Origin of the sequence: Petroclostridium sp. X23 (assembly GCF_030013905.1) — a bacterium.
Taxonomy (GTDB): domain Bacteria; phylum Bacillota; class Clostridia; order SK-Y3; family SK-Y3; genus X23.
Genome location: NZ_CP124862.1, coordinates 539,199 through 563,116 on the forward strand (window position 1 = coordinate 539,199; position 23,918 = coordinate 563,116).

General features: G+C 41.7%; 16 protein-coding genes, 1 riboswitch and 1 other annotated feature. Of the genes, 3 read left to right on the top strand and 13 right to left on the bottom strand.

The window, feature by feature from the left end; all coding sequences use genetic code 11:
* Positions 1-40 precede the first annotated feature (40 nt).
* Positions 41-123, bottom strand: a riboswitch (cyclic di-GMP riboswitch).
* 316 nt (positions 124-439) lie between these two features.
* Positions 440-946, bottom strand: coding sequence for a YqeG family HAD IIIA-type phosphatase (locus QKW49_RS02595; RefSeq protein ID WP_282866038.1), 507 nt, complete (start codon positions 944-946; stop codon positions 440-442).
* A gap of 228 nt (positions 947-1,174) precedes the next feature.
* Here QKW49_RS02595 and QKW49_RS02600 point away from each other — a divergent pair, with 228 nt between their 5' ends.
* A complete protein-coding gene (locus tag QKW49_RS02600) occupies positions 1,175-2,461 on the top strand; it encodes a LysM peptidoglycan-binding domain-containing protein (protein ID WP_282866039.1) in 1,287 nt (428 codons plus the stop codon).
* A gap of 37 nt (positions 2,462-2,498) precedes the next feature.
* On the opposite strand, the gene QKW49_RS02605 is transcribed toward QKW49_RS02600, so the two are convergent.
* The 3 genes from QKW49_RS02605 to QKW49_RS02615 form a co-directional block, all read right to left on the bottom strand.
* Positions 2,499-2,942, bottom strand: coding sequence for a GatB/YqeY domain-containing protein (locus QKW49_RS02605; protein ID WP_282866040.1), 444 nt, complete (start codon positions 2,940-2,942; stop codon positions 2,499-2,501).
* A 43-nt stretch (positions 2,943-2,985) separates the two neighbouring features.
* Positions 2,986-3,162 carry a 30S ribosomal protein S21 gene (gene rpsU, locus QKW49_RS02610; protein ID WP_282866041.1) on the bottom strand — a complete coding sequence of 59 codons (177 nt, stop codon included), beginning with the start codon at positions 3,160-3,162 and terminating at the stop codon, positions 2,986-2,988.
* Between the two features lie 197 nt (positions 3,163-3,359).
* Positions 3,360-12,680 (bottom strand): Calx-beta domain-containing protein, encoded by a 9,321-nt coding sequence (locus QKW49_RS02615; protein WP_282866042.1) that lies wholly within the window; start codon positions 12,678-12,680, stop codon positions 3,360-3,362.
* Between the two features lie 232 nt (positions 12,681-12,912).
* On the opposite strand from QKW49_RS02615, the gene QKW49_RS02620 reads away from it, so the two are divergent.
* Positions 12,913-13,164, top strand: coding sequence for a hypothetical protein (locus tag QKW49_RS02620; RefSeq protein ID WP_282866043.1), 252 nt, complete (start codon positions 12,913-12,915; stop codon positions 13,162-13,164).
* 310 nt (positions 13,165-13,474) lie between these two features.
* On the opposite strand, the gene QKW49_RS02625 is transcribed toward QKW49_RS02620, so the two are convergent.
* From QKW49_RS02625 to QKW49_RS02645, 5 genes are all read right to left on the bottom strand, one after another.
* Positions 13,475-13,819 (bottom strand): histidine triad nucleotide-binding protein, encoded by a 345-nt coding sequence (locus QKW49_RS02625; RefSeq protein WP_282868043.1) that lies wholly within the window; start codon positions 13,817-13,819, stop codon positions 13,475-13,477.
* Positions 13,820-14,181: 362 nt separating this feature from the next.
* Positions 14,182-16,824 (bottom strand): alanine--tRNA ligase, encoded by a 2,643-nt coding sequence (gene alaS / locus QKW49_RS02630; protein WP_282866044.1) that lies wholly within the window; start codon positions 16,822-16,824, stop codon positions 14,182-14,184.
* 74 nt (positions 16,825-16,898) lie between these two features.
* Positions 16,899-17,119: a binding site (T-box leader), on the bottom strand.
* Positions 17,120-17,213: 94 nt separating this feature from the next.
* On the bottom strand, positions 17,214-18,257 hold the full coding sequence (locus tag QKW49_RS02635; RefSeq protein WP_282866045.1) for an AI-2E family transporter: 1,044 nt from the start codon (positions 18,255-18,257) through the stop codon (positions 17,214-17,216).
* Between the two features lie 205 nt (positions 18,258-18,462).
* Positions 18,463-18,654, bottom strand: a complete 192-nt coding sequence (locus tag QKW49_RS02640) for a YtxH domain-containing protein (RefSeq protein WP_282866046.1) — start codon at positions 18,652-18,654, stop codon at positions 18,463-18,465.
* Positions 18,638-19,201 carry a PRC-barrel domain-containing protein gene (locus QKW49_RS02645; protein WP_282866047.1) on the bottom strand — a complete coding sequence of 188 codons (564 nt, stop codon included), beginning with the start codon at positions 19,199-19,201 and terminating at the stop codon, positions 18,638-18,640. The genes QKW49_RS02640 and QKW49_RS02645 overlap by 17 nt, the downstream gene beginning before the upstream one ends.
* A 169-nt stretch (positions 19,202-19,370) precedes the next feature.
* Between QKW49_RS02645 and QKW49_RS02650 the strand changes: the two genes are divergently transcribed.
* Positions 19,371-20,693, top strand: coding sequence for a DUF1015 domain-containing protein (locus tag QKW49_RS02650; protein ID WP_282866048.1), 1,323 nt, complete (start codon positions 19,371-19,373; stop codon positions 20,691-20,693).
* Positions 20,694-20,730: 37 nt separating this feature from the next.
* Here QKW49_RS02650 and QKW49_RS02655 read toward each other — a convergent pair whose 3' ends face one another.
* The 4 genes from QKW49_RS02655 to QKW49_RS02670 all read right to left on the bottom strand — a co-directional run bounded on the left by QKW49_RS02655 (position 20,731) and on the right by QKW49_RS02670 (position 23,823).
* On the bottom strand, positions 20,731-21,888 hold the full coding sequence (locus tag QKW49_RS02655) for a phosphoglycerate dehydrogenase (protein ID WP_282866049.1): 1,158 nt from the start codon (positions 21,886-21,888) through the stop codon (positions 20,731-20,733).
* 15 nt (positions 21,889-21,903) lie between these two features.
* Positions 21,904-22,986 (bottom strand): 3-phosphoserine/phosphohydroxythreonine transaminase, encoded by a 1,083-nt coding sequence (serC, locus tag QKW49_RS02660; protein WP_282866050.1) that lies wholly within the window; start codon positions 22,984-22,986, stop codon positions 21,904-21,906.
* Positions 22,987-23,087: 101 nt separating this feature from the next.
* The gene (locus tag QKW49_RS02665) at positions 23,088-23,459 is read right to left on the bottom strand and encodes a sulfite exporter TauE/SafE family protein (protein WP_282866051.1); all 372 of its coding nucleotides are present in this window, start codon (positions 23,457-23,459) and stop codon (positions 23,088-23,090) included.
* Between the two features lies 1 nt (position 23,460).
* Complete coding sequence (locus tag QKW49_RS02670) at positions 23,461-23,823, bottom strand: sulfite exporter TauE/SafE family protein (RefSeq protein WP_282866052.1); 363 nt, start codon at positions 23,821-23,823, stop codon at positions 23,461-23,463.
* Between the last annotated feature and the right edge of the window lie 95 nt (positions 23,824-23,918).

A 23,918-nucleotide genomic window follows, 5' to 3' on the forward strand; every position in this document is an offset into this window, starting at 1 on the left:
TTATAAATAAAAAAGATATTCACAGCAACATGTCAGCTATTGAATACCAGGTCGGTTGCACCACTCACTCCATGCATATCAGGCGCCCATTTTAGATATGCATTTCATTGCTTCTCTTATTTACTTAATACTGTTTAATATCTTTATATTACAATATTTTTACTGTTTTATCAATTGTTTTTTTATCAAGGAACAGTGAAATAATAAATTCCGAAATTTTCAACGTGGGATTTTTGCGTCAGGCTAGGCGGAGACCTTTGGCAATACTGACGTATGGTAAAGGTTGACAACGACGCATGACACAAAAATAACCGTTGAAAAATCGGAAGTTATTATTTTGCTGTTCCTAAGTTTATTATACAACAGCATCAGCGCTAAACCAAATACAGTTTTTCATTTGTCAATGGATTTTCATTGATAAATGATTGATACCGCCGCCTCATCTTCTGCTTAACTTTTTCTCATAACTTCTCAGTACCATTTTCTCAAAAAATCTTTTTAGTTTGATAAGGGGAAATTCTTTCTGACTGATCGGGGTGACTAATATGGTAAACATCTTTAATCGGTTACCTCCTAAAACATCGGTAAAAACCTGGTCGCCCACCACTGCTGTTTCTTCGGGCCGAAGTTCCAGATGTTTTAAAGCTTTTAGAAAAGGCTCTTTTCTTGGTTTGTTGGCACGATGTACAGCAAATAGATTCAGATTTTCATTAAACTTGACCACTCTATCCTCTGTATTGTTTGAAACCAAACAAACTTTAATCCCTTGGCTTTTTAAGTATTCTATCCAACGCATCGCTTTTTGGTCAGCCTCTTTAATATCCCAAGCTACCAAAGTGTTATCAATATCTATTACGAGTCCTTTTATGTTGTTTTTCTGAAGCGTCTTCAAATCGATATCTTCTATTGTGTCAACAATTAAACTGGGAAATAAAATCTCTAACATACGTCACCTCTAAATGTCCGTTTTATTTATGTTGCTCTTATTATAAAAAGCTTATACTTTCATACTTGTATTCTAAGCGATTATTGAATATTTTTCAACGATTTATAAGGGTTTTTTACATTGTTTAGAACTGCTTTTCAAAAAATAACTGCGAATTCTAAAAAACACTCATGTGTCGTCCTGTTCTAATATATATATAATATGTAATGATTATTGGGAGGCGAAACAATGGTTATTCATATTATTCGACCCGGTGAGACGTTATGGGGTATTTCCAAAGCCTATAACATCCCGCTTGAAAAAATCATAAACAGCAATCAAATCACAAATCCTTCTTTGATGATGCCGGGACAAAGCATTGTGATCCCCGACGTCCCCATGAGCCATATCGTAAAACCCGGTGAAAACTTATGGCTCATAGCCCGACAATATAATTCTTCAGTTAATGTTATCTCTCAGGCCAATCATTTGCAAAATCCTTCTTTGATATATCCCGGACAACGATTGGCGATTCCGGTGGCTGCTCATCGCTTTGGACCTTTAGAAGTCAACGGGTATATAGAACCTGTGGGAAGGGGCAACGAACTCGATATCATCCGTCAGTGCGCTCCATATCTTACCTATTTAAGCATTTTCAGCTATCGTGTAAATACTTCGGGCACACTAACCCCCTCGGATGATGTCGAGTTGATCAATTTGGCACGCGAAAAAAACATTGCCCCACTCATGGTAATTACAAATTTTGCAGAAGGTACTTTCAGCGCCGACTTGGCTCATGCTGTTCTTGCAAATGACAGTATTCAGGACAGCCTGATCAATCATATCATTCAGGTCTTAAAAAACAAAAACTATCATGGCATTAATGTAGACTTCGAGCATATATATCCTGATGACAAAGATTTATATAATCACTTCCTAATAAAACTTGAGACACGACTGAATGATACAGGCCATGTTCTTACTACAGCCTTAGCACCTAAAACCTCTGCCGAACTGACAGGACCCTGGTATACGGCGCACGATTATCCGGCCCATGGAAGCACTGCGGACTTTGCAGTATTAATGACCTATGAATGGGGATGGTCAGGAGGTCCTCCTATGCCTGTTGCACCTTTGAATCAGGTAAAAAGAGTAGTTGATTATGCGCTTTCTGCGATTCCGGCAAATAAAATCATGATGGGTATGCCCTTATACGGTTATGATTGGACCTTGCCTTATGCAAAAGGCGGCCCGTATGCAAAGACACTAAGTCCCAAATCTGCTATAGAGCTGGCACAGCAAGTAAGAACCGTTATTCACTACGATATTATCTCGCAGTCACCTTATTTTAATTATTTTGATACATCGGGAAAAGAGCATATTGTGTGGTTTGAAGATGCCGGAAGTATATTGGCCAAATATGAGCTTGTACATCAGCTCGGACTGCGTGGGGTAAGCTATTGGGTTCTGGGAAGGCAATTCCCGCAAAATTGGATGGTACTGGAGGATTTATTTGAAATTAAAAAAATCATATAACATAAAAAATAGACCGGTTAAAATCCCGGTCTATTTTTTATGTTAAGTATTTCTTTGCAATGAGATTAATCATTTTTCCATCCGCGCGTCCTTTTGTCTTGGGCATGATTGCTGCCATTACCTTCCCCATGTCTTTCATGGCAGAAGCACCAACTTCTTCAATGACTGTTTTAATCATCTGCTCCAGTTCCTCTTCAGATAATTGTTCAGGCAGATAGCCCATTAAAACTTCAACTTCTCTATTTAAATCATCGATTAAATCCTGTCGGCCACTCTTTTCATATTCAGGAAGGACATCTTTTCTCTTTTTAACTTCCTTTGCAAGTATCTCTATAACGCCTTCATCATCAAGAGTTACCTTATTATCTTTTTCAACCTGAAGGATTGCTGCTCTTGTCATCTGAACAGTATTTTTTTTGATTAAATCCTTTTCCTTCATAGCTGATTTCATATCTTCCAATAATCTGTCTTTGAGGGACATTGTTTTCACCCCTCCTTTTTCATAGAGTCATACGTCAATAAAATTACTTAAACTTTCTTTTTCTTGCAGCTTCGGATTTCTTTTTACGCTTTACACTAGGCTTTTCATAGTGTTCTCTCTTCCTAACTTCGGATAAAACACCTGATTTAGCACATTGACGTTTGAATCGGCGAAGTGCGCTGTCCAATGACTCGTTTTCTTTCACTCTGATTTCTGACATATATTTCCCTCCCTCCGCTACTATCAATTGTGCGCGGTACGAGTTGTAATTTCATTTCACTAATAAATGGTAAACAAATAAAAATACAACACAGATTCATTATACATTAAAGCCTAGAAATATGTCAATACAGTGATTTCTTACATTCATAAAATATTTTAACCAATCGGTTTAAAAGTTAATTGCTATTTGTCAAATTACTGCTTTATATCCACTACATTGGATGACGGACTCTCAATACCTCCTACTTCCTGAGTAACATAATAGCCGATCCCTTCAGGAACGGAATTAATTCTATACGTATCCGATCCCACATTAAAAGGGTCCCGCTGTAGTGTACCGTCGCTCTTGTACAACCGTACTTTTGCACCCGGTATGAGATTTCCCAACATGATATATGCATAACCGCCTTCCCATCCGGCTGTTGCAGAAGGGGCCTGCACGCATTTATCGTTATCCTTAATACTGATGGTCATACGCCATTTTGACCCTGCTGACGCATTTTGAGGATTCATTAAATCCAGTACGATATACTCGCCCCACTCTTCCTCGGAATCATCAATTATATTCAATGTAAAGCTTTTTTGGCTTTCTCCTTGTTCGAATTGCAGGTATGTGCCGCTGAATTTGTCTAAATCACTGCCTGTTTCAGCGGTGCTGAGTACCGAATTCCATTCTGCAAAAATCCCCGCTACCGTATTCAAGCCTCCTGTTCTATATACATACAGTGTCACTGTTTGCGCATCTTCCCCGATTTCCATACTGTCAAATGCAAATTCAATGGAAGGCTGAGCATCATCATCGGTGATTTGGATATTGGCAGAAACTTTATCCAGCGCAGCTCCTCCCACTTCATTTTTTAATGTAATTGTAAAATCCTTATCGCCATCATAGGAGGCATTATCAATGATAGGAATACTGATGGTCTTCTCACGCTCATTTCCTGTAAATGTGAGAGTCCCGGAAACTTCTTCATAATGGGTACCCGCAGCAGCCGTACCGTTATTGGTCCGGTAATCTACACTTGCATCGGGAGGATTGGTTCCTCCAAAAGTTCTCACCACTTTCACATCTATCTTGCCTTCGCTTTCGGAAACCGTGTATGCATCTTTCTCCAATGACAGCACATCTCCCTGCTCATTATCTGTTATCGTTACAACCGTTCTGTCGGTATTTCCTATGGACGCACCCCCAATGACCTTTATGATTTTTAATATAATGGTCTTATAACCATCCATCTGATTGTCATCCTGGAGCGTCAGCGTAATATTCTTTGTTGTTTCACCATCTTCAAAAATGATTTCCGTTTGCGGCAATCCATATTGACTGCTGTCTGCCGTGCTTGCACTATCAATGTCAACATACACGATACGTTGTCCCGATGCGTCACCGTTTCTTGATAAAACGATATCCACCGTTCCGGCATCTTCGTTAAACGTACTGCTGTCCTTCTCAAATGCAACGCTGTCGCTGGCTGCACTTCCAATGCAATACAAACCTTTTACGGTTGTAAAATACAATCTTCCGCCATAGCCGAGGGACGGGGATGAAATCACACCTGGGCCCGACCCGGCCGGAAGTGTGTCAAAGACCCACTTTTGCCGGCCTGACCCATCTAATGCATAGATCTTACGTTGATCGGCGGCAAAATAGATATTTCCTTCACCATCGACGATAGGGGCTCCTATAACAGCGCCATCGGCATCGGACTGCCATTCCACCGCACCGTCCGGCGATACCGCATACAGCACCCCGTTCTTGGAACCGATATATGCCGTACCGTCCGCTGCCACTGCGATACCTGCATTTTCCGGATGATCCGTTTCCACACTCCCGAGCACTTCCATGCTATTGCCATCGGCAATATATAGGTCGCCTTTCGCACTGCCGATATATTGTCCTGCGGCGATATAAATCCTATTCTGATTGCTGATCACCGAAGAAGTTCGAATGCCCAGATTGCTTGCATCCTCCACGCTGCGGTCCTTGGTCCCGGTACTGCGCACGATATCCTTTCCGAAAAGAATATTGCCGTCTTGCATGACAGCGGGCGCAGTAACCATGTTCCCGTTCCATCCCGCCGCACTGTCTGAATACATGCTGGACTCGTACTTCCAGGCCTTTATTCCGTCTTTCACCGCATAAAGCATCAGTCTCTTAAATGACGGATTGGTGGCGGCAATATAGACGGTTCCATCCTGCGCTGCCGCTGCTCCCACTGCAATCAATTGATCTCCGGCAATAGGCGTTCCTGACGAATGCACATATGCAGCATCAGGCGTAAAAGTCCATAGCGTATTTCCGCTCTGATTTACGCAGAACACCTGTTCCTTGCCGATATAGATTAAATGGCCGTCCTTGGTAAGGGTAGGCGCTGCCTGACTGCCTTCAAGGGCCTTAGAGAATGTTTTTTTCCATTTTAAGCTGCCATCGGCATTGACCGCGTACAGATATCCTTCATCCCCCAGGGACGACTTGCCGGTATAATACAGCGTACCGTCATTTCCAATGACCGGTGCGGAAACGGACCACAGATTTTCAGACGGCCGGTAGCACCAGTCCATCCCTTGACCTTGGAGGCCGGAATAAATAGACTGCCGCGTCCATCCTTCTTCAATAGGCTGCCCTTGACCCACCTCCAGTCCTTCAGCACTATAGTAATCCCCGGGATAAAAGTAATCCTGACTTTCGGTTTCAAAAGTGGTTTGCGGACCTGTCGTACTTTCATTGCCATTTAAATCCACAGCTTCAATTTTCACTGTATGGGTAGTACCTTTTTGCAATCCGTTAATCACGGCCTTTTCATCCGATACCTCGCCGTACAATGCACCGTCCAAATAGATTTTAAATCCTTTGATGCCATCCTCATCCGATGCCCCGGCCCATGATATTGCTACCCTAGTTGATCCTTTTTTAGTCACGGTGATGGAGGCATTTTCCCACTGCGGCGGCGTAACATCCCCTGCTGCCGGTTCATCTTCAAGGACCGTTATATAGATATTTCTATTTATATAATGATTAAAGCTTTCATCCTCGCTCTCCAGCGTAAATCCGACCACTCTGTTCCGGTTCCCCTCATATAATTGGTCATCCTCCGCTTCAATAGTGATTTCCTGCGGTGCATCCCAATTTCCCGCATCAAATATCAGCTGTTCAGGTGATGCCTTGATTCCGCTCTGCTCGTCATCCGTCACATTTACAATGACTTGGCCGGCAGGCTGTCTCAAGAGCTTTACGGACACCTGCCCGCTGCTTCCTTCATTCAAATCGATACTTTCTGTTGAAAGCACCAGACTACCTCCAGGCGCATTCAACTTTAGGTATGCCCACGGGAACCCGGATACATTCTGCACAGTGCCAGACCCAACATCAATAGACGCGTATCCATTTTCCCTCAGCACATATACCTTCTGCCCGTCTATGCTGAACCTCACCCGCACTGCATCATTTACCGTGTCGGTGAGCTTTATAGGGCTGTTATTTTTTTTGTAAGGTGCAACAATATATACGTATTTTCCCGAATCCTCCTCATTTACAAAAACAATTTTTGTAGAATCGGGAGACCACGCGGGCGCACTCACCGTATATCCTTCTGTCAAAGGCGGCTGGTACCCCCCATGGGTTCCGGCGATATACAGTCTGCCTTTGAATAAAAAGTCCGGTTGTACACTTTGCTTATAAATTTCATCATTATCCTTGTGCTTTAGCAAAGCAATTTTTGTACCATCCGGCGCATATACCGCATAGGTATCCCCATTTTCGCCGAAGCGGCCGGTGCTTTGCCCATAGTTATCTAAAACATTGGTATAGGCATCGGCCACCGTCCACACATCCTGTTTTTGACCGTTTGCATCTTCTCTCTCTACCATGTCAGTAATAATAATATTGGTCAATGCAGTATCTTCAAACCACGGATTATCAAAAACAACCTTTCCGGTATTATAAACGCCTTCTTCTACTACATCCTTTCTTTTTCCCTGCCGGTCAAAAACTAAAAATCCGTATTCTACGAAATTAGCGGACAGGATCTCCTCATTCGGAGACCAATATACTTCCACAGGCATATCATTAAAACCGCTGAATATCCCTATCGGATGCGCACCATCCGCCTCCGCTTCCATGACCCATCCCTCGTCCGCATAGGCCAGATATCTTCCGGATGGTGAATAGTCCGGCTTTTCTTTGATACCTCCAAGGGTTCGAAGCGGTGTTCCGTCAGACTGCGCTAAAATACTGCCAAAGACATTGTAATCCATCGCTTTTCCTTGCATCTCATTTTCAATATTGCCATCGGGCTTGGATGCACTTCCTTCTGTTGTGGTAAACAATATTTTCGAGTTATCCCCCGAAGCCTCCTGCCACATGACACTGACATATCCTTGTTCATCCGCCGTGACAGCCGGATGTCCCAGCCGGGTGCTGTTGTGATGCGATTGAAGCACCATGTACGGACGGTGGAATTCATCTCCTCCGTTAAAGGATCTTGCAAACATCACCGCAGAAGCATAGAAATCGGCACGATCCTGATCCTGGTCTTCATATCCCTGTTCAATCCAGGTCAATGCGAGGTTTTGATCCGCATCGTTTGCGATAACCGGCCTTTGGGAATGTACCCTGGACTTGGTCAGATTGACAGGAGTGCTTACCGTACCATCCTGTACCCTTGCAAAGAATATATCCTCCTTGTAATCGGTCAACCGCCCGTCTTCGCTCACCGGATTGATATTCTCCCATACGACGGCAATTCCTTCTTCTCCGGTAGCCGGGTTGGTATTGAATACGGCAGACGGATACCGGGATGCGTCGGCATTATTGCTGATATTGATCACGCCGCTCCATTGATTGCTCCCATCATCATATTGCTGTAAATAGACATTCCTATTCGCGCCTTCGCTCCACAGGAATGCGATATGCGCTCCTTTTACCGCAATTTCCGGATCACCGGCAATACTGCCGCCGGACAACACTTTATTTTTTTCAATCGTAAATGTATTGCCGTTATTTTTTAACACTGCCGTATATACACGAGAAATACTTCCGTTATCTTCCGTCCACGCAATGACCGCATCGGCATCCCCGTCACTGTCGATATCCTCGGCACGAACCACAGGCTGAATAGAAGCGGCATTGGACGAATTAGAAATATTTATCGGCTCACTCCACCGGATACCATCATCGGAAATACTGAACAATATCTCATCATTGCCGTTGACCGCCCCTGTCCACACCACCTGATAGATGCCTTGGCCGGCCGATACGCTCGGACGTTCCGGTGCCGATGGAATGCCTCCTATATTATCTGAAACAACCACCGGATTATTTGCTTTGCCGCTCTGCCCAATACTGGCTGCCGCCAGTTTATTGCCAAAGGTTTCGGTTTGATCAATCCACACCGCGATCCGTTTGCCGGTGGTGTTGTCCCTTGCGATGGACGGCCGGAGTCCTCTTCTTTGTTCATCGGATAAAACCGCTTTATTTGAAAAACTCCGCACGATGACATCATGATCCTCGGTATTGAGCGCACCGATGGTATTGATATGAAATGCCCCGGTCGCAGCAGAGGACGGCACAACGAAATCGAGCCTCCTATGCAGTGGGTGCAGTACATAATGATTTTCCAAATTCACCGGTTCATCGTATTGGCTGAAACTGTCCATCGGCTGTGAGGCCGCCGGAGGTTTGATGACATTGGATACGGCACTGCCCGGCCACATCCCCTTATTATGGGAAGCCGTATGAGAGAATCCTCTTCCCCACACCGGCCATGCCTCTCCTTTAATGGCAGTGGGGTTCATATAATCCACTCGGGGATTTAAAATGGTAAAATCGAGGGGATTACTCGGCCATTTTTCTTTAGTGCCGCCATCAGGACCAACCGACACAATAAAGCTGCCTGTCAGCGCATCGGGGATTTCCACTTTAAAATTCCGGAAATCATTATCCGACTGCATCCATTTTTTCGCTGCACCGGTTTCATTATAGCCCGGTGCTTCTCCAAAAAATACATTTTGGTATTCGTTTGTCATTTTTGAGAACCCAAAGCCGTCTACCGCTAGGATATCTCCGATATATCCTTGGTTCGACGAACCATCCGTACCTTCGGCCACCATATCCAAATTTGTAATGTTCTCGACCTCCGGCCCCTTTTCATAGGGATCGCCCGTCTGATATCCCGATACTGCCTTAATACGGCGTTTGATAGAAAAAGCTTCTTTATCTTCTTCCAGATAATCTTCGCCTTCAACCAAAACCGCAGTAATCATGATATTTTCTTCTCCGGTTTTTTTCGCTTTGAGCATCAATTTATTTTCTACTTCCACACCTTCCACCGTTTGCTTACCGCTGACCCACTGCCAGTCTATAATATCACTGGTCTTTCTTTCGGTACCGTCATCATCGAAAAAGGATACTTTCAATGCAACATCCACATCGGTTAAATTCACCCTCAGCAGGTCATCAAGCTTGTCATCGGCCAGCTTCATCATCATCTTAGTAATCATGCGTGTGATCATATTGCCGCCGCCCGTGAGGCTATCCACCGAATTTCCGGTCTGATTCAATACATTTTCAATATTTAGAAAGTCATTGTCCCGGCTGGTAAAATCCACATGCCCCTTAAAGAAATAGGGCTGCGTGACATAAATACATCCGAGATCCTCTACCTGTCCGACCCCATCCTCTTCTATCTGCGCCACTTGCTCCGGTGTAATCTTCCCGATTTTCTTTACAAATACAAAGATATGCTCCGACAGGCTTCCGGGTTGGTTGTCGTTAATATCGTACCAGCTGCCTGATATGAGATCTTCCATCGGTACTTCTTCAAAATAGTTGAAATCCATCTCCGCCAGTGTCCTGCTTAACAGCAGCGCAGTGGATAAATAAACCTGGTAATAAGCATTCGCCTGGATACCATTTTCCGAATCGGCCGTCTCTTCCTGTTGATTGATGAGATACAGCTTTTTATTGAGTGATAATGCCGGAACCAGCAGAGGATTCTCCCCGGATTCTATTAATGCAGCATTCGCATAATCGTCCGCTTTGTCTTTTGCCTTCTCTCGAAGAGCTGTGACTGCATCCGCCACATCCGTCATCCAGCCTGCATAATCTTTTAATGCGCTAAGGGTATTTTCTTTGTTTGTATACCCTGCTGCAGCACCGGCCTGCTGTAATGTGTTCATTTTCTGCATGGCCTGCTGTAATTTCGATTTAACATCATACTGCTGTAAGATGTCTGCCGCTAGGTCAGCGGCTTTTGTACCCACCTTCTCCGGATCCGAGATATTGCTGATATCCCCTTGTATGACCGATACAACGGAACTCAGCTTATTGACCTTTTCTTCATAGAACGGACCCGGTTCACGGCTGTTATAGTTTTGTTCAAGATTTTCAAAGTATTGATCGATTCCCAAATCGTTCTGGTACGCATATAACACCAGAGAATCGGAAACTGCCTTTGTAGGCGCCATATCCAGAATGGAAAGAATCCCTGCCACGATTTCCCTAGCAGGATTGATTGCCAAACTCAGGATATTATTGATTTCCCCCGCGATACTGGTCAATGTAGCGGCAGTGGCCATATCTCCATAAAGTATGGACGCTGCCGCCAATGCTACCGCGGTATTTCTTGCTACCGTCAGCACATACGCCAGATTATCCAGCATATTCTTTACTTCCCGAAGCATTTCCTTAGCTTCTGCGATATTTCCTAATGCTTCTGTGATGGTAGAATGGCTAAGTACTTCTGCTGCCTGGTTGATTTCATCTAATTGTGATTTCACTGCAGGATTTGCCAGTAAGTCATTGATGATCTTTAGTTCTTCTTCCGATTTTCCTGCCGTCAAACGATCCATGGATGATTGGATATCATTCAGCATAGTATCCAATTCCTGCTTCATACTATTTGACAAATCCTGATCCAGGAATGGCGCCAGTCCTATTTCGGTCTCATGCTTTGTCGCTGTGATTAAACGTTTGATACTATTAAGCGTATCCTGTGCCATATCCTCCTGCTCTTTTGCTTCCGGTAGACCCATCAGTTCAAAATCTTTGCTGTTGCTCTGAAGATTCCCCACACGTACCGTCACTTTCGCTGATTCTTGAATAATCCCCGGAACCATCACTTCCAATTCATTTTCTGAAACCGATACGATCCCGGCCTGCATCTCGCCTTGCTTGCTGCCCTTAAAAGTGACCTCAACATCTTCACGGTTGCCTCCAAATTTAGTCCCTTTAATCTTGACTGTTGAACCAAAAATGCCGCTGCCCGGCTCAATAGATGAAATTACAGGTCCTCCTGCCGACGGCTGCGATGAGTCATTAGAATCATCATTACCCGATGAAGCAGTACTGCTGCCACCTGCACCTGCTGTCACCTGTTTTCCTTTTTGAACTTTGCCGAGATTTATTTCCCCATCTTCCGAACCGGCTTCAAAGTCGGCTATTTCTTTCTTTTCTCCATCTTCTTTATAATAAAGGGCGTACTTTCTGCTTTTGGGAACCACTAACGAAAAGTATCCATCCTCATCGGTTACCGTCGTATATACGGGATTGGTTCTAAAATACAGCGTAGTATTCGATAAGGCTTTACTATTCCCGTCCAATGCATAACCAGTGATCCTGCATCCCTTTACAATATTCATTTTGAAAAGACTCAAATATCCTTTTCTTACGTTGATACCGGCATCATAACCGACTTTCTGATCTGAAACAGCAGTAATATCGTATTCTCCTTGCTGCACATCACAATAGAAAAGTCCGTCCCCATCAGTGATTACCTCACAAACCGGCTGGTCCTCTCCCGGTACGAATACCCGGACACTCACCCCTGCTAACGGCAGATCGTCGGCATATAGCCTTCCTTCTATCCCGGTTTTTCCTTCCACCTTCCGCAGCGCACCCAAAAGAATGGTGACCGCTTCCGCTCTGGAAATGGACTTTTGCGGAAGGAACGAGCCATCGGGCATTCCGCTGATCAATCCGTATTCTTTTAGCGCATATACACCGTTTTTTGCCCATTCCGAAATATTATCCCCATCACCAAAAATGTTTGATAAAGATTCATCTATCGCTTGTGTAATATTTAGAAATCTGTATATGATGGCAGCGGCTTGTTCCCGTGACAATGCCTCGGCCGGTTTGAAACTTCCATCGGGGAATCCTCCTATATACGCTAACCTTTTGGCAGTCTCCACGTCTTTGTAGTACCAGTCGCCCTGATGGACATCGTTAAATGAGCCTTGTCCCATATCCGAAGAAACATCAAAAGTTCTATTCAGTATACTTACAAATTCTGCTCTTGTGATGCTCTTATCCGGTTTAAAAACGTTATCCGGGTAGCCATGTATAAACCCCCGGCTTATAAACTCTGAAATGTTTTGCTCCGCCCAATGCCCCTTTATATCATTGAAAGAAGCTGTTTCCTGCTGGGCATATGCAATGCCAGGTACCGCAAACTGCACCAGCAAAGTAAAAACCAGTATAATGCATATGTTCTTGTATCTGCTCTTTGTTAAAAACATTTTTAGCCCCCCATTTTTATAATTTTAACATTATTTCCCATACTTATCATAAAGATAATCCTTCTATTTTTCCAGTACCGATCGGCCAAAAAATGGTCACTGATCCGGTTCTGATATTGGTATTATCATGACTATCAATAGTCACTCATCATGACTATATCTTATTAAAATTATAAAATAGGATGGAATAAGCCATCGCTATCTGATAAAATAGCTTATGGGTGGTGCTTGTATGCTAGTATCCGAAAAGCTTGCATCAGAAATCCATACAATCGTAATATTTCATATTGCGGCCATTTTATTTATAACCGGCTTTACTACATATATCATCTTAAAAGCAAAAAAAACACCGCTGCTGTACAGCTTTATAGCCGTAGCCGCGATGATCTGTTTATGGATGTTTTCGAAAATTCTCAAATGGGCTGCTTTTTCTTCCTACACAAGCAATACAATACCTGTATCTCAAGTACACCGGCTGCTTTGATGGTTTCGTGTTTCGCCAAAGGTGTAATGCTTAAAACAGATTGCATGATCTGGTACACATGTGTGCAGTTTTTATCAAACAGTATGCTTTCGTGCTATTTGCGATTGGTCTCTATGATATTTCCTTGATAATCACATATAATAGCGATATCTTTCATTGTAAAAAATAACGCTGCAAGGTCAGGAGTTATATAAACATTATTCCTCCACGTGATTTTGCAAAAGATATATATTGCCATATCTATTTAAAAACAATAGTGAATAGTAAGAAACGAACCATCCACGCCTTACTATTCACTACACATCCTTTCTCATCCCGGCGGCCAGCCAAGATTTCTTCCTCCCAGCAGGTGAAAATGGATATGACCTACTGTCTGTCCGCCGTCCTGACCACAGTTATTAACGATTCTAAAACCTCGGTCGGCAATCCCTAAATCAACAGCAAGCTTTTGGCATACTTTGAATATATGCGCAATAATATCCGCATCCTTTTCCCCAATATCCATTGCCGATGAAAAATGCTGTTTGGGGATCACAAGGACATGAACGGGCGCCGCAGGGTTAATATCTTTGAAGGCCAATACCTTTTCATCCTCATATACCACAGAAGCCGGAATCTCTTTCGCTGCAATTTTACAAAAAATACAATCTGATATCATTACAATCGTCTCCTTTCGTATACTAGTTCACAGGTATTAAATAGTTTACGATTTACGGTTCACAGTTCACAGAATCCACTGTTTATACTGCCCATTGTTAACTAAAATAGATCAAATTGTGGGGACGGTTCGAGAATGTTGAAAAAGTGCTTGATTGGTCAGTCGCAAAGCATGGGGACGGACCTACAGCTTCCCTAAAAAGCAAGCGCAGCAGTAGGTCCGTCCCCATGCTTCACTCCTTCTGGGTGCTAAATCAGACTTTTCAGTAGTCTCGGACGGTTCCATCGTTTATGCTTCAATACTCCGCTACAGTTCGGAAATCTCACATATTCTCGTACAACATTTCTGTGAACCGTGAACTAATCATTTACCTGCTTTTCTACAAGTTCTACAACAATACTCAATGCCTGGTCAATCTTGCTTACATCTTTTCCGCCGGCCTGTGCCATATCCGGGCGTCCGCCACCACCGCCGCCTGCGGTCTTAGCAACTTCCCTGATGATATTGCCGGCATGTATTCCTTTACCGACCACATCTTTTGTAGCTGTTGTAATGAAGTTTACTTTTCCATCTTTCCCGGTCGCAAGTACTACCACACCGGAACCCAGCTTATCTTTCAGCGTATCTCCCATATTTCTCAGGCCATCCATATCCAGATCGTCCATTCTGGCGGTGATTACTTTAACACCTTTCACTTCAACCGTTTTAGAAAGAATATCATCTGCCGCTCCGCTAGCCAGCTTGCTTCTTAGACTTTCTATTTCCTTTTGCGCAGCTTTTAAATCACTGACCACCGTTTCCGCTTTTTTCACTACATCTGCAGCACCGCTCTTAAGAACAGCCGCCACTTCATTCAATGCCTGCTCATTTTCTTTGTAAACCTTAAGTGCTTCCAATCCGGTAACAGCTTCGATTCTTCTTACGCCGGCGGCTACTCCGCCTTCACTTAATATTTTAAATGTACCTACTTGGCTGGTAGCATTTATATGGCAGCCTCCACATAGTTCAAGGCTGTAGTCGCCCATTTTGACAAGTCTTACGATATTTCCGTATTTTTCGCCAAACAATGCGGTAGCACCCATTTTTTTTGCTTCTTCAATGGACATTTCTTTAGCTTCCACAGGAATACTATCGAGTATTACTTTATTCACTTCATTTTCTACCTTTTCAAGTTCTTCTTTGGTCATGCCGGAATAATGAGAGAAGTCAAATCTCAATCTTTCAGGTGTAACAAGGGAACCGGCCTGAGCTACATGCTCACCTAAAACGTTACGCAAAGCTTTTTGCAGCAAATGGGTAGCTGAGTGATTTCTAGAAATGGATTGTCTTCTCTCTAGATCTATCACCGCTTTCAATTCTGCACCTTTTTTTACTTCACCCGATTCTATCTCGCAAATGTGGATGTATTTTCCTTCCCCTTGTTTTTTGCAATCCAACACTTTGATTTTGACAGTATCACTTTCTAAGGTTCCGATATCACCAAGCTGTCCGCCGCTTTCACCATAAAACGGTGTTTTGTCCAGAATGATTTTTACCTGTTCTCCCTCGGATGCCTTATCAACTTCTTTATCATCTTTTACAATAGCTAATACGGCAGATATAGATGCAAATTCAAAGTATCCAATAAATTGGGTACTTACATTTTGATCCAGGGTCGAGAAAGCGTCTCCTCCCCAAGCAGCCGTATCCGAGTCTTGACGAGCCGCTCTGGCTCTTTCTCTTTGTTCATTCATCTCTTTATTAAAACCGTCTTCATCAATTTCCATATTCTGCTCGGCTAATATTTCTATTGTCAAATCCACCGGGAATCCATAGGTGTCATACAATTTAAAGGCTTTTTCGCCACTGAGGACCTTTTGATTATTTTCTTTCAGTTCACCTATATATTGATTCAGAATATTCAAACCTTGATCGATGGTTTCGTCAAATCTTTCTTCTTCTACCTTGATCACTTTTTTAATATATTCACGTTTCTCTTCCAGCTCAGGATATGCTTCTTTTGATTCTGTGATAACTGTCTCAGCTACGTCATGCAAAAACGGTTTCTCAACACCAAGCAACTTACCGTGACGTGCCGCTCTTCTAAGCAGCCTTCTCAACACATATCCTCTTCCTTCGTTGGAAGGCAGGATTCCATCCGAAACCATGAAAGTAGTGCTGCGGATATGATCGGTGATAACACGAAGAGACACATCGGTTTTGGCGCTATCCTTATATCTCACTCCGGCAACTTTACTGACATGCTCCATGATATTCTTTACCGTGTCTACTTCAAATAAAGACCCTACTCCCTGCATAATAGCCGCCAGTCTTTCCAATCCCATTCCGGTGTCTATGTTTGGTCTAGGCAGAGGATGATAGTTTCCTTGGTCATCTTTGTCAAACTGAGTAAATACAAGATTCCAGAACTCTACGAAACGGTCGCAATCGCATCCTACTTTACAGTTCGGATCATCACACCCGGCTTCCGGACCTCTATCGAAGTATATCTCCGAACATGGGCCGCACGGACCGGTACCGTGTTCCCAGAAATTATCTTCTTTACCCATCCGCACAATTCTATCCTCGGGTACGCCTACTTCTTTTGTCCATATTTCAAAGGCTTCATCATCTTCCAGATATATACTTACCCACAGCTTGTCTATCGGAAGTTTTAAATCTTGGGTTATAAATTCCCATGCCCATGCTGTTGCTTCTTTTTTAAAGTAATCTCCGAAAGAAAAATTTCCTAACATTTCGAAAAACGTACCGTGACGAGCCGTTTTTCCTACGCGCTCAATATCCGGCGTACGTATGCATTTTTGACAGGTAGTAACCCTCTTTCTGGGTGGCACTTCTTTGCCTGTAAAATATGGTTTTAACGGTGTCATCCCTGCATTGATCAACAGAATACTCGGGTCATTCTGAGGTACCAATGGAAAACTAGGCATTCTCAAATGATCCTTGCTTTCAAAAAAACTTAAATATCTTTCTCTTATTTCATTTAACCCTAACTTCTGCATCTTTTCCATCCTCTCACTATAACATTTATATACAATATTTCTAAAAAAATAAAAACCCCCGTCTCTATTAAAACAATAGGGACGAGAGTTATTCACGCGGTACCACCCTAGTTATTGAGGCATGCTTGTCCTCAACCACTCTATACGCTTTAACGCAGCCATACGTCAATATCTACTCCATTTCGATATCGATACTCGGGAGCTGCTTCCATTAACCCCGGCAAAGAATCTTTCAGCCCAGGATTCTCTCTCTGAATGCGTTCATTAATGTACTACTCTCCGTCATCATATTTTTACTGTCATTATTCCTATGCGATATTATATATAATCATGTGTTAGTTGTCAATTCACAATCACAAATATTATGCAAGTGCATCAGAACAATTTTATTATACTATACTTTTTATGATTCTGCTTCCTATTACTTTAATGATCCCCGTTACAGGAACAGCAAGCAACAGGCCAATGAATCCGAAAAATTTCCCACCCGCAAGTACCGCTATAATAATAACTACAGGATGCAGCCCTACTCTACTTCCGACAATCCTGGGCGATAACACGGCACCTTCTATTTGTTGTATGATTACATACAACAACACAACCCATATCACGCTAACGGGATGATCTATAAACGCAATAATCACAGCAGGGACTACACCTAAAATCGGACCAAAGTAAGGGATGATATCCAGCAATCCTGCAATAATCCCTAATATTAAAGAGTATTTGATTCCCAATATCCACAATCCGACGGCCGTAATCATACTTAGCATTGCTGCAACCAACAGCTGCCCGCGTATAAAGCCTGATAATACAACATCAATGTCTTTGACCAAGAACAGAACCCATGCTCTTACCTTTCTAGGAACCAATGATTGCAAAACTTTTTTGAATCTAACGATATCCTTGGTCATATAAAATGCGATAACAACCCCTAAAATAAAATCGAACAAAAAAGAAAAGGCCCCGGTAATAAGCTCTACGACGGTTTGTAGTGTTTCAACAAGAGATTCCTGCATATGATATATGTTCTGATCCAGTATTTCTTTAATACGTATAGGCAGATCACTGTGCTGGTATCTAATTACAAACTCATAGAATAAGATATTATATCTTTCAAAATATATGGGTATTGTTTGCGTTAAATCCTTTATACTTCTAACCAATTGAGGGATGATAAATACCAGTACGGCACCCATGACTACCGCTACAAACAAATATACAAAAGCGATTCCTATCCCTCTGGGTATTTTTCTATCTTCAAGGAGATTCACCAAAGGATTCAATAGATAGGTAATTAACAGTGCAAAAAAAACAGGGCTTAGCAACTCCATCAATGGCTTACGTATCGTATAGATGAAAAAAACCAGCAACACAGCGGCAATGATTACAACAGCATACAGTAAATATTTTTTTTGTAAAACAGATTTCATTTTTTACACCCTATGTATTTATTTGTTTTATCGACATAAGCACAGCGTGAAACCGCTGATAAAGTGCTTGATTTGTCAGTCGCAAAGCGTGGGGACGGACCTACTGCTTCCCTAAAAAACAAGCGCAGCAGTAGGTCCGTCCCCACGCTTCACTCCTTCTATGTGCTAAATCGGACTTTCTCAGTTATTTCTAACAGTAGCAAAATTAACGTCTCATATCCATAACCTCTTCAAGAACCTCGCCAATTACCTCTCCCATCGATCTCATAAGGTGTCCGCTTTTTCTTTTTAACCTTTTTCTATCTCTCTCTTCCATAGGATTCATCATCATAGCTACTGTCGCTCCCACGATCGTCCCTGTAATCAATCCTCTAGTAAAATTATTTCCTCTCATCATCTTTACTTCCTTTCGCTAATAATCTTTTTATTCCTTTGCCGCTATATTTTAAGTCATTGATATTTTGTTGATCTATCATTACTATTCCCTGTTCCAATTGTATTGATTCAGCAACAGGTATAATTTTTAGACCCTCTATGATATCCTGCACGATGCCGTCGGATACTTGCAATTCTTCTAAGGAACCAATCTCCCAGTCAAAAGATATGTCTTGAATATCGCCGATGTTCATTCCATTATTGCTATAGACAGGTGTCCCAATAAATTCCTCCATATATTTTTTTGCATTTTTAAATCGTGATTGCGACAACACATCATATGATATTAATCCATCACTGTTTTTGATCAGTACCGCACTTGTACCTATATTGATGATATTCTCCATTAAAATGATTCTATGATTGAATATCACCTTTTTACAATGGACTGCTAGGGCAAGAATTTTTTTTATTTGCGTATCAAAAATAATATCTTTTACAATGGCTATTTTTTCACCGGATTGTACGCTTATTACCGGCAGCCCGATCATTGTACTAAACCTCAGCATATACCTGCTCCATTTCCAGTTGATTTTTATTAATAATATTATTATGTGAATGAATGTTTATTTAAATTCATATGCTTAGATTCATATAATCTTTGATTAGAGCAATCTACTTGACTATAAAGAAATTATGATATAAAATTGCATGGAGATTTTCTGAGAGGTGATTAATATGGCAAACTTCATTCCTTTTAAAGGACTGCGTTACAATAACGAAAAAATAAGCGATTTAAGTAATGTAACTACTCCTCCTTATGATATAATATCCCCTTCTGCACAAGAAGAATATTATAATACGCACCCAAATAACGTAATTCGTCTTGAGTTATCTAAGGAGCTTGAAGGAGATAACGAAACAAATAACAAATATACAAGAGCCGCTTCTACATTGGAAAGTTGGCTAAAAGACCAGACTTTAGTTTTTGAATCGGAGCCTGCTTTATATCTTTATGAACAAATATTTACGCTTAAAAACGGAGTGACTAAATCATTCAAAGGATTCATAGGTTTAGTCGAATTAGAAGAGTTCTCAAAGGGCATTGTGCTGCCTCATGAAGAAACTCTATCTAAAGCGAAAACCGACCGTTTTAACCTGATGTCAACCACTTACAGCAATTTCAGCCAAATTTTCTCTTTATACCTTGACCCTGAAAGAAAAATTGGTGCGATTATTGATGATATCTCTAAAGCAGCACCGGACATTACATTCACATCCACCGAGAATATCATTCAGAATCTGTGGATTATAACCGAATCATCAGTGATTAATGAAGTTCGCGGTATTTTGAAAGATAAGCAGCTTTTTATTGCTGACGGTCATCACAGGTATGAAACAGCCCTTAATTTCAGAAATAAATTAAGGGAAGAAAACCCTGATTATTCTCAAGATGACTTGTTCAATTATGTGATGATGATGTTAGTGGATATGGATGACCCGGGCCTTGTTGTCTTCCCTACACACAGATTGATAAAGGATATTGCCGGATTTGACGAAAACAGTCTTGCCGAAAAACTGCAAGAAGACTTCCATGTTGAAAAAATCATGGCTGAACCGTCTCAGAATCATCTGAGTGAAGTCATTGAGCAAGAATTGACTAAGAGAAATAAGGACAAGGTTTTCGCATTATATACCGGAGAGAATTATTATTATCTATTAACACTCAAAAATTCCGATATCATGTCAAAAATGCTGCCTGATCAATCATTAGCTTATAGAAATCTTGACGTGAGCGTGCTGCATACCGTCATATTGGAAAAGATACTAGGTATTGATAAAGAAAACATGGCAAACCAAAAGAATTTGACTTATACAAGGAATCCCCTTGAGGCGATTGAGTGGATAAAAAACGGAAGCTTCCAATGTTCTTTTCTGCTAAATGCGACAAAAGTATTTGAGATAAAAGATGTTTCACTGGCAAATGAAAAAATGCCGCAAAAATCGACCTACTTCTATCCTAAGCTTGTCACAGGGCTTGTTATGAATAAATTCAGATAAAAAAATCGGCCGGATTACCGGCCGATTTTTTTATCTTCTATATTACTCTTACCCTAAGCACACCTTCTATTTGCTCCAGTTGAGCAATCATTTCCTCAGGGACATCGCTTTCAACATCCAGCATCGTATAGGCAAAATTCCCCTTGCTCTTGTTTAACATATTCGCAATATTTATTTTAGATAGGACTGTGGATATCTGTGCTACCATATTAGGTACGTTCTTGTGAGCAACCGTAATACGATAGTCTGTTGCCCTTACCATCTCACAAGTTGGAAAATTCACTGAATTCGTTATATTGCCGTTTTCCAGGAATTCTTTCAATTGACTTACCGCCATGACCGCGCAATTCTCCTCTGACTCAGGAGTAGATGCGCCTAAGTGCGGGATAGCGATAACATTTTCCATTTGAAGCAAGTCCTCATCAGGAAAATCAGCGATATAAGTACTTACTGTTCCACTTTCAATAGCTTCTTTTAGGTCTTTATTATTTACCAGTTCCCCTCTTGAAAAATTCAATAAGCGGGCTCCCTTTTTCATCAGCGCAAATTTGTCTGCATTTAGCAATCCTTTTGTTTCATCGGTTAATGGGACATGCAGTGTAATATAATCGGCATTCTCAAGAAGCGACTTGAAATCCGAAGCTTTTTTCACACTTCTGGAAAGTCCCCAAGCTGCATCAACTGAGATATACGGGTCAAAGCCTTCTACTTCCATCCCTAATGATTTTGCAGCATTGGCAACCATCACCCCAATGGCTCCCAAACCAATCACCCCAAGCCTTTTTCCTTCAATCTCCGGTCCTGCAAAATCGGACTTCCCCTTTTCAACGATTTTAGGGATGTCCTTCCCTTTTCCGATCAATGATTTTGCCCACTGAATACCATCAACGATCTTACGTGAAGAAAGCAGCAAAGCAGCTATTGTAAGTTCTTTTACGGCATTTGCATTAGCACCGGGAGTATTAAAAACAACGATTCCGTTTTCGGAGCATTTTTGAATAGGAATATTATTCACACCGGCCCCTGCTCTTCCTATTGCTTTTAAATCCTTCGCCAGCTCCATATCATGCATGGAAGCGCTTCTTACCAGTATACCGTCAGGATTATTCACTTCATCCGCAACACTGTATGTATTCTTATCCAGAAGCGATACCCCTGTTTCCGATATCTTATTTAATGTTCTGATATTATACACCAATCCCACCTCTTCTTATCTATTCTCAATCTCAAATTTCTTCATAAACTCAACCAACTTACTAAGTCCTTCCGTAGGCATCGCGTTATAAATACTGGCGCGCATACCACCTACCGAGCGGTGTCCTTTCAAATTCACGAAACCATTTGCGGCTGCTTCTTTAATAAATTTTGCATTTAATTCTTCTGATGGACATACAAAAGGAATATTCATAATAGAGCGGTCTTTTTGCACTGTAGTTCCTTTAAACATCGCTGAAGCATCCAAATAGTCATATAGTATTTGGGCTTTTTCAATATTGATTTTCTCCATCTCAGATATTCCGCCTAAATCTTTCAGCCACTCTAACACAAGTTTGCAGATATAGATACTGTAAGTTGGCGGTGTATTATACATTGAACCGGCATCTGCATGCGTCTTATAACTGAACATGGTGGGTGTCATTTCCAAGGTATCACTGATCAGATCCTCACGTATAATAACGACCGTAAGCCCTGCGGGTCCCATATTTTTTTGCGCACCGGCATAAATCAATCCGAATTTTGATATATCGTATGCCTCTGCAAGGATATTGGACGACATATCTGCCACAAGAGGAACATTGCCCGTATCCGGCAGTTCAGTAAACCGTGTACCATAGATGGTATTGTTTGTTGTAATGTAAAAGTAATCCGCATCCTTGTCAAACTTCGCCGGATCCAATTCAGGTATATAATTAAACCCTGCATCTTCCGAAGAGGCAACTTTATTAATGGTACCGTAACGTAAAGCTTCCTTATATGCTTTCTTCGCAAACTCTCCTGTAACTACGTAATCTGCTTTCTTGCTTTTTGTCAATAAATTCATCGGAATCATTGAAAATTGACTGGAAGCGCCGCCTTGTAAAAATAACACTTTGTAATTGTCCGGAATCTTCATTACTTCACGGAGCAGTTTTTCTGTAGCATCTATTATTTCTTCAAAATGGCTGGAACGGTGACTCATCTCCATTACAGACATTCCTGAATTGCCGTATTGCACCAATTCTTTCTGAGCCTTTACCAGAACCGACTCCGGAAGCATCGATGGACCTGCCGAAAAATTATATACTCTCTCCATATTACCCCTCCTGAATAATAATATCATCTCCGATTTGGAAACATTTATAACAGATTATATATCAAATAGAATATTCCGTCAATCTTTTCACAAAACATCTCTCATTCAGCTTTTTTAACTGCTGGAGGTTTTCTAAATGTTTCGTAAATACCCATTGAAAATAAAAAAATACCAAACATTTTTTTTAATAATCCTGAAGGCAATGATACAGCAAAATGCGAACCAAGTACCGCACCCAATATTCCGAACACTACGATAGTCATCGCAAGTTTAAAGTCTATTCTCTTATTCTTTATATGCACAATCAGAGCGATTATCGCTGTCGGTATAAAATACAAAAGATTAATACTTTGCGCGATATGCTGGTCAATATGTAAGACAAACACCAACACAGGAATGAGTATGGTTCCACCGCCTATCCCCATTCCGCTGATAATGCCTGAGGCAAAACCGGCAAGCACTGCGATAAGCATATTATATCACCATCCTTATGGCGGCAACAATCATAAATATACCAAAAATCTTACGCAAAACATTAGAGGGAATATTTTTTAGGATCCTGGCCCCGACATATCCGCCGATCACACCGCCAATTGCCACTTGCCATGTTAAATCCCAATTTACATAATCATTACGGATGTAAAAAAACACACTCACCAGTGTTAAAGGAAGAATGATGGCCAGCGCAGTGGCATGCGCTCTATGTTCTTCTACATCCAGAACGATTTCCATGGCGGGAACAGCTATGGTGCCTCCGCCCGAACCAAATAAACCGTTGCATAGTCCGGTAACCATTCCGATAATCGTATATTTTACATATTTCTTTAACTTTTTCAAAATAACACTCTCCAAATATATAATTAGATTCTCTTTTATAATTTCAGTAAACTAACTATTATATTCTTTTTTCCACAAAAAATAAGCCGCGCGGC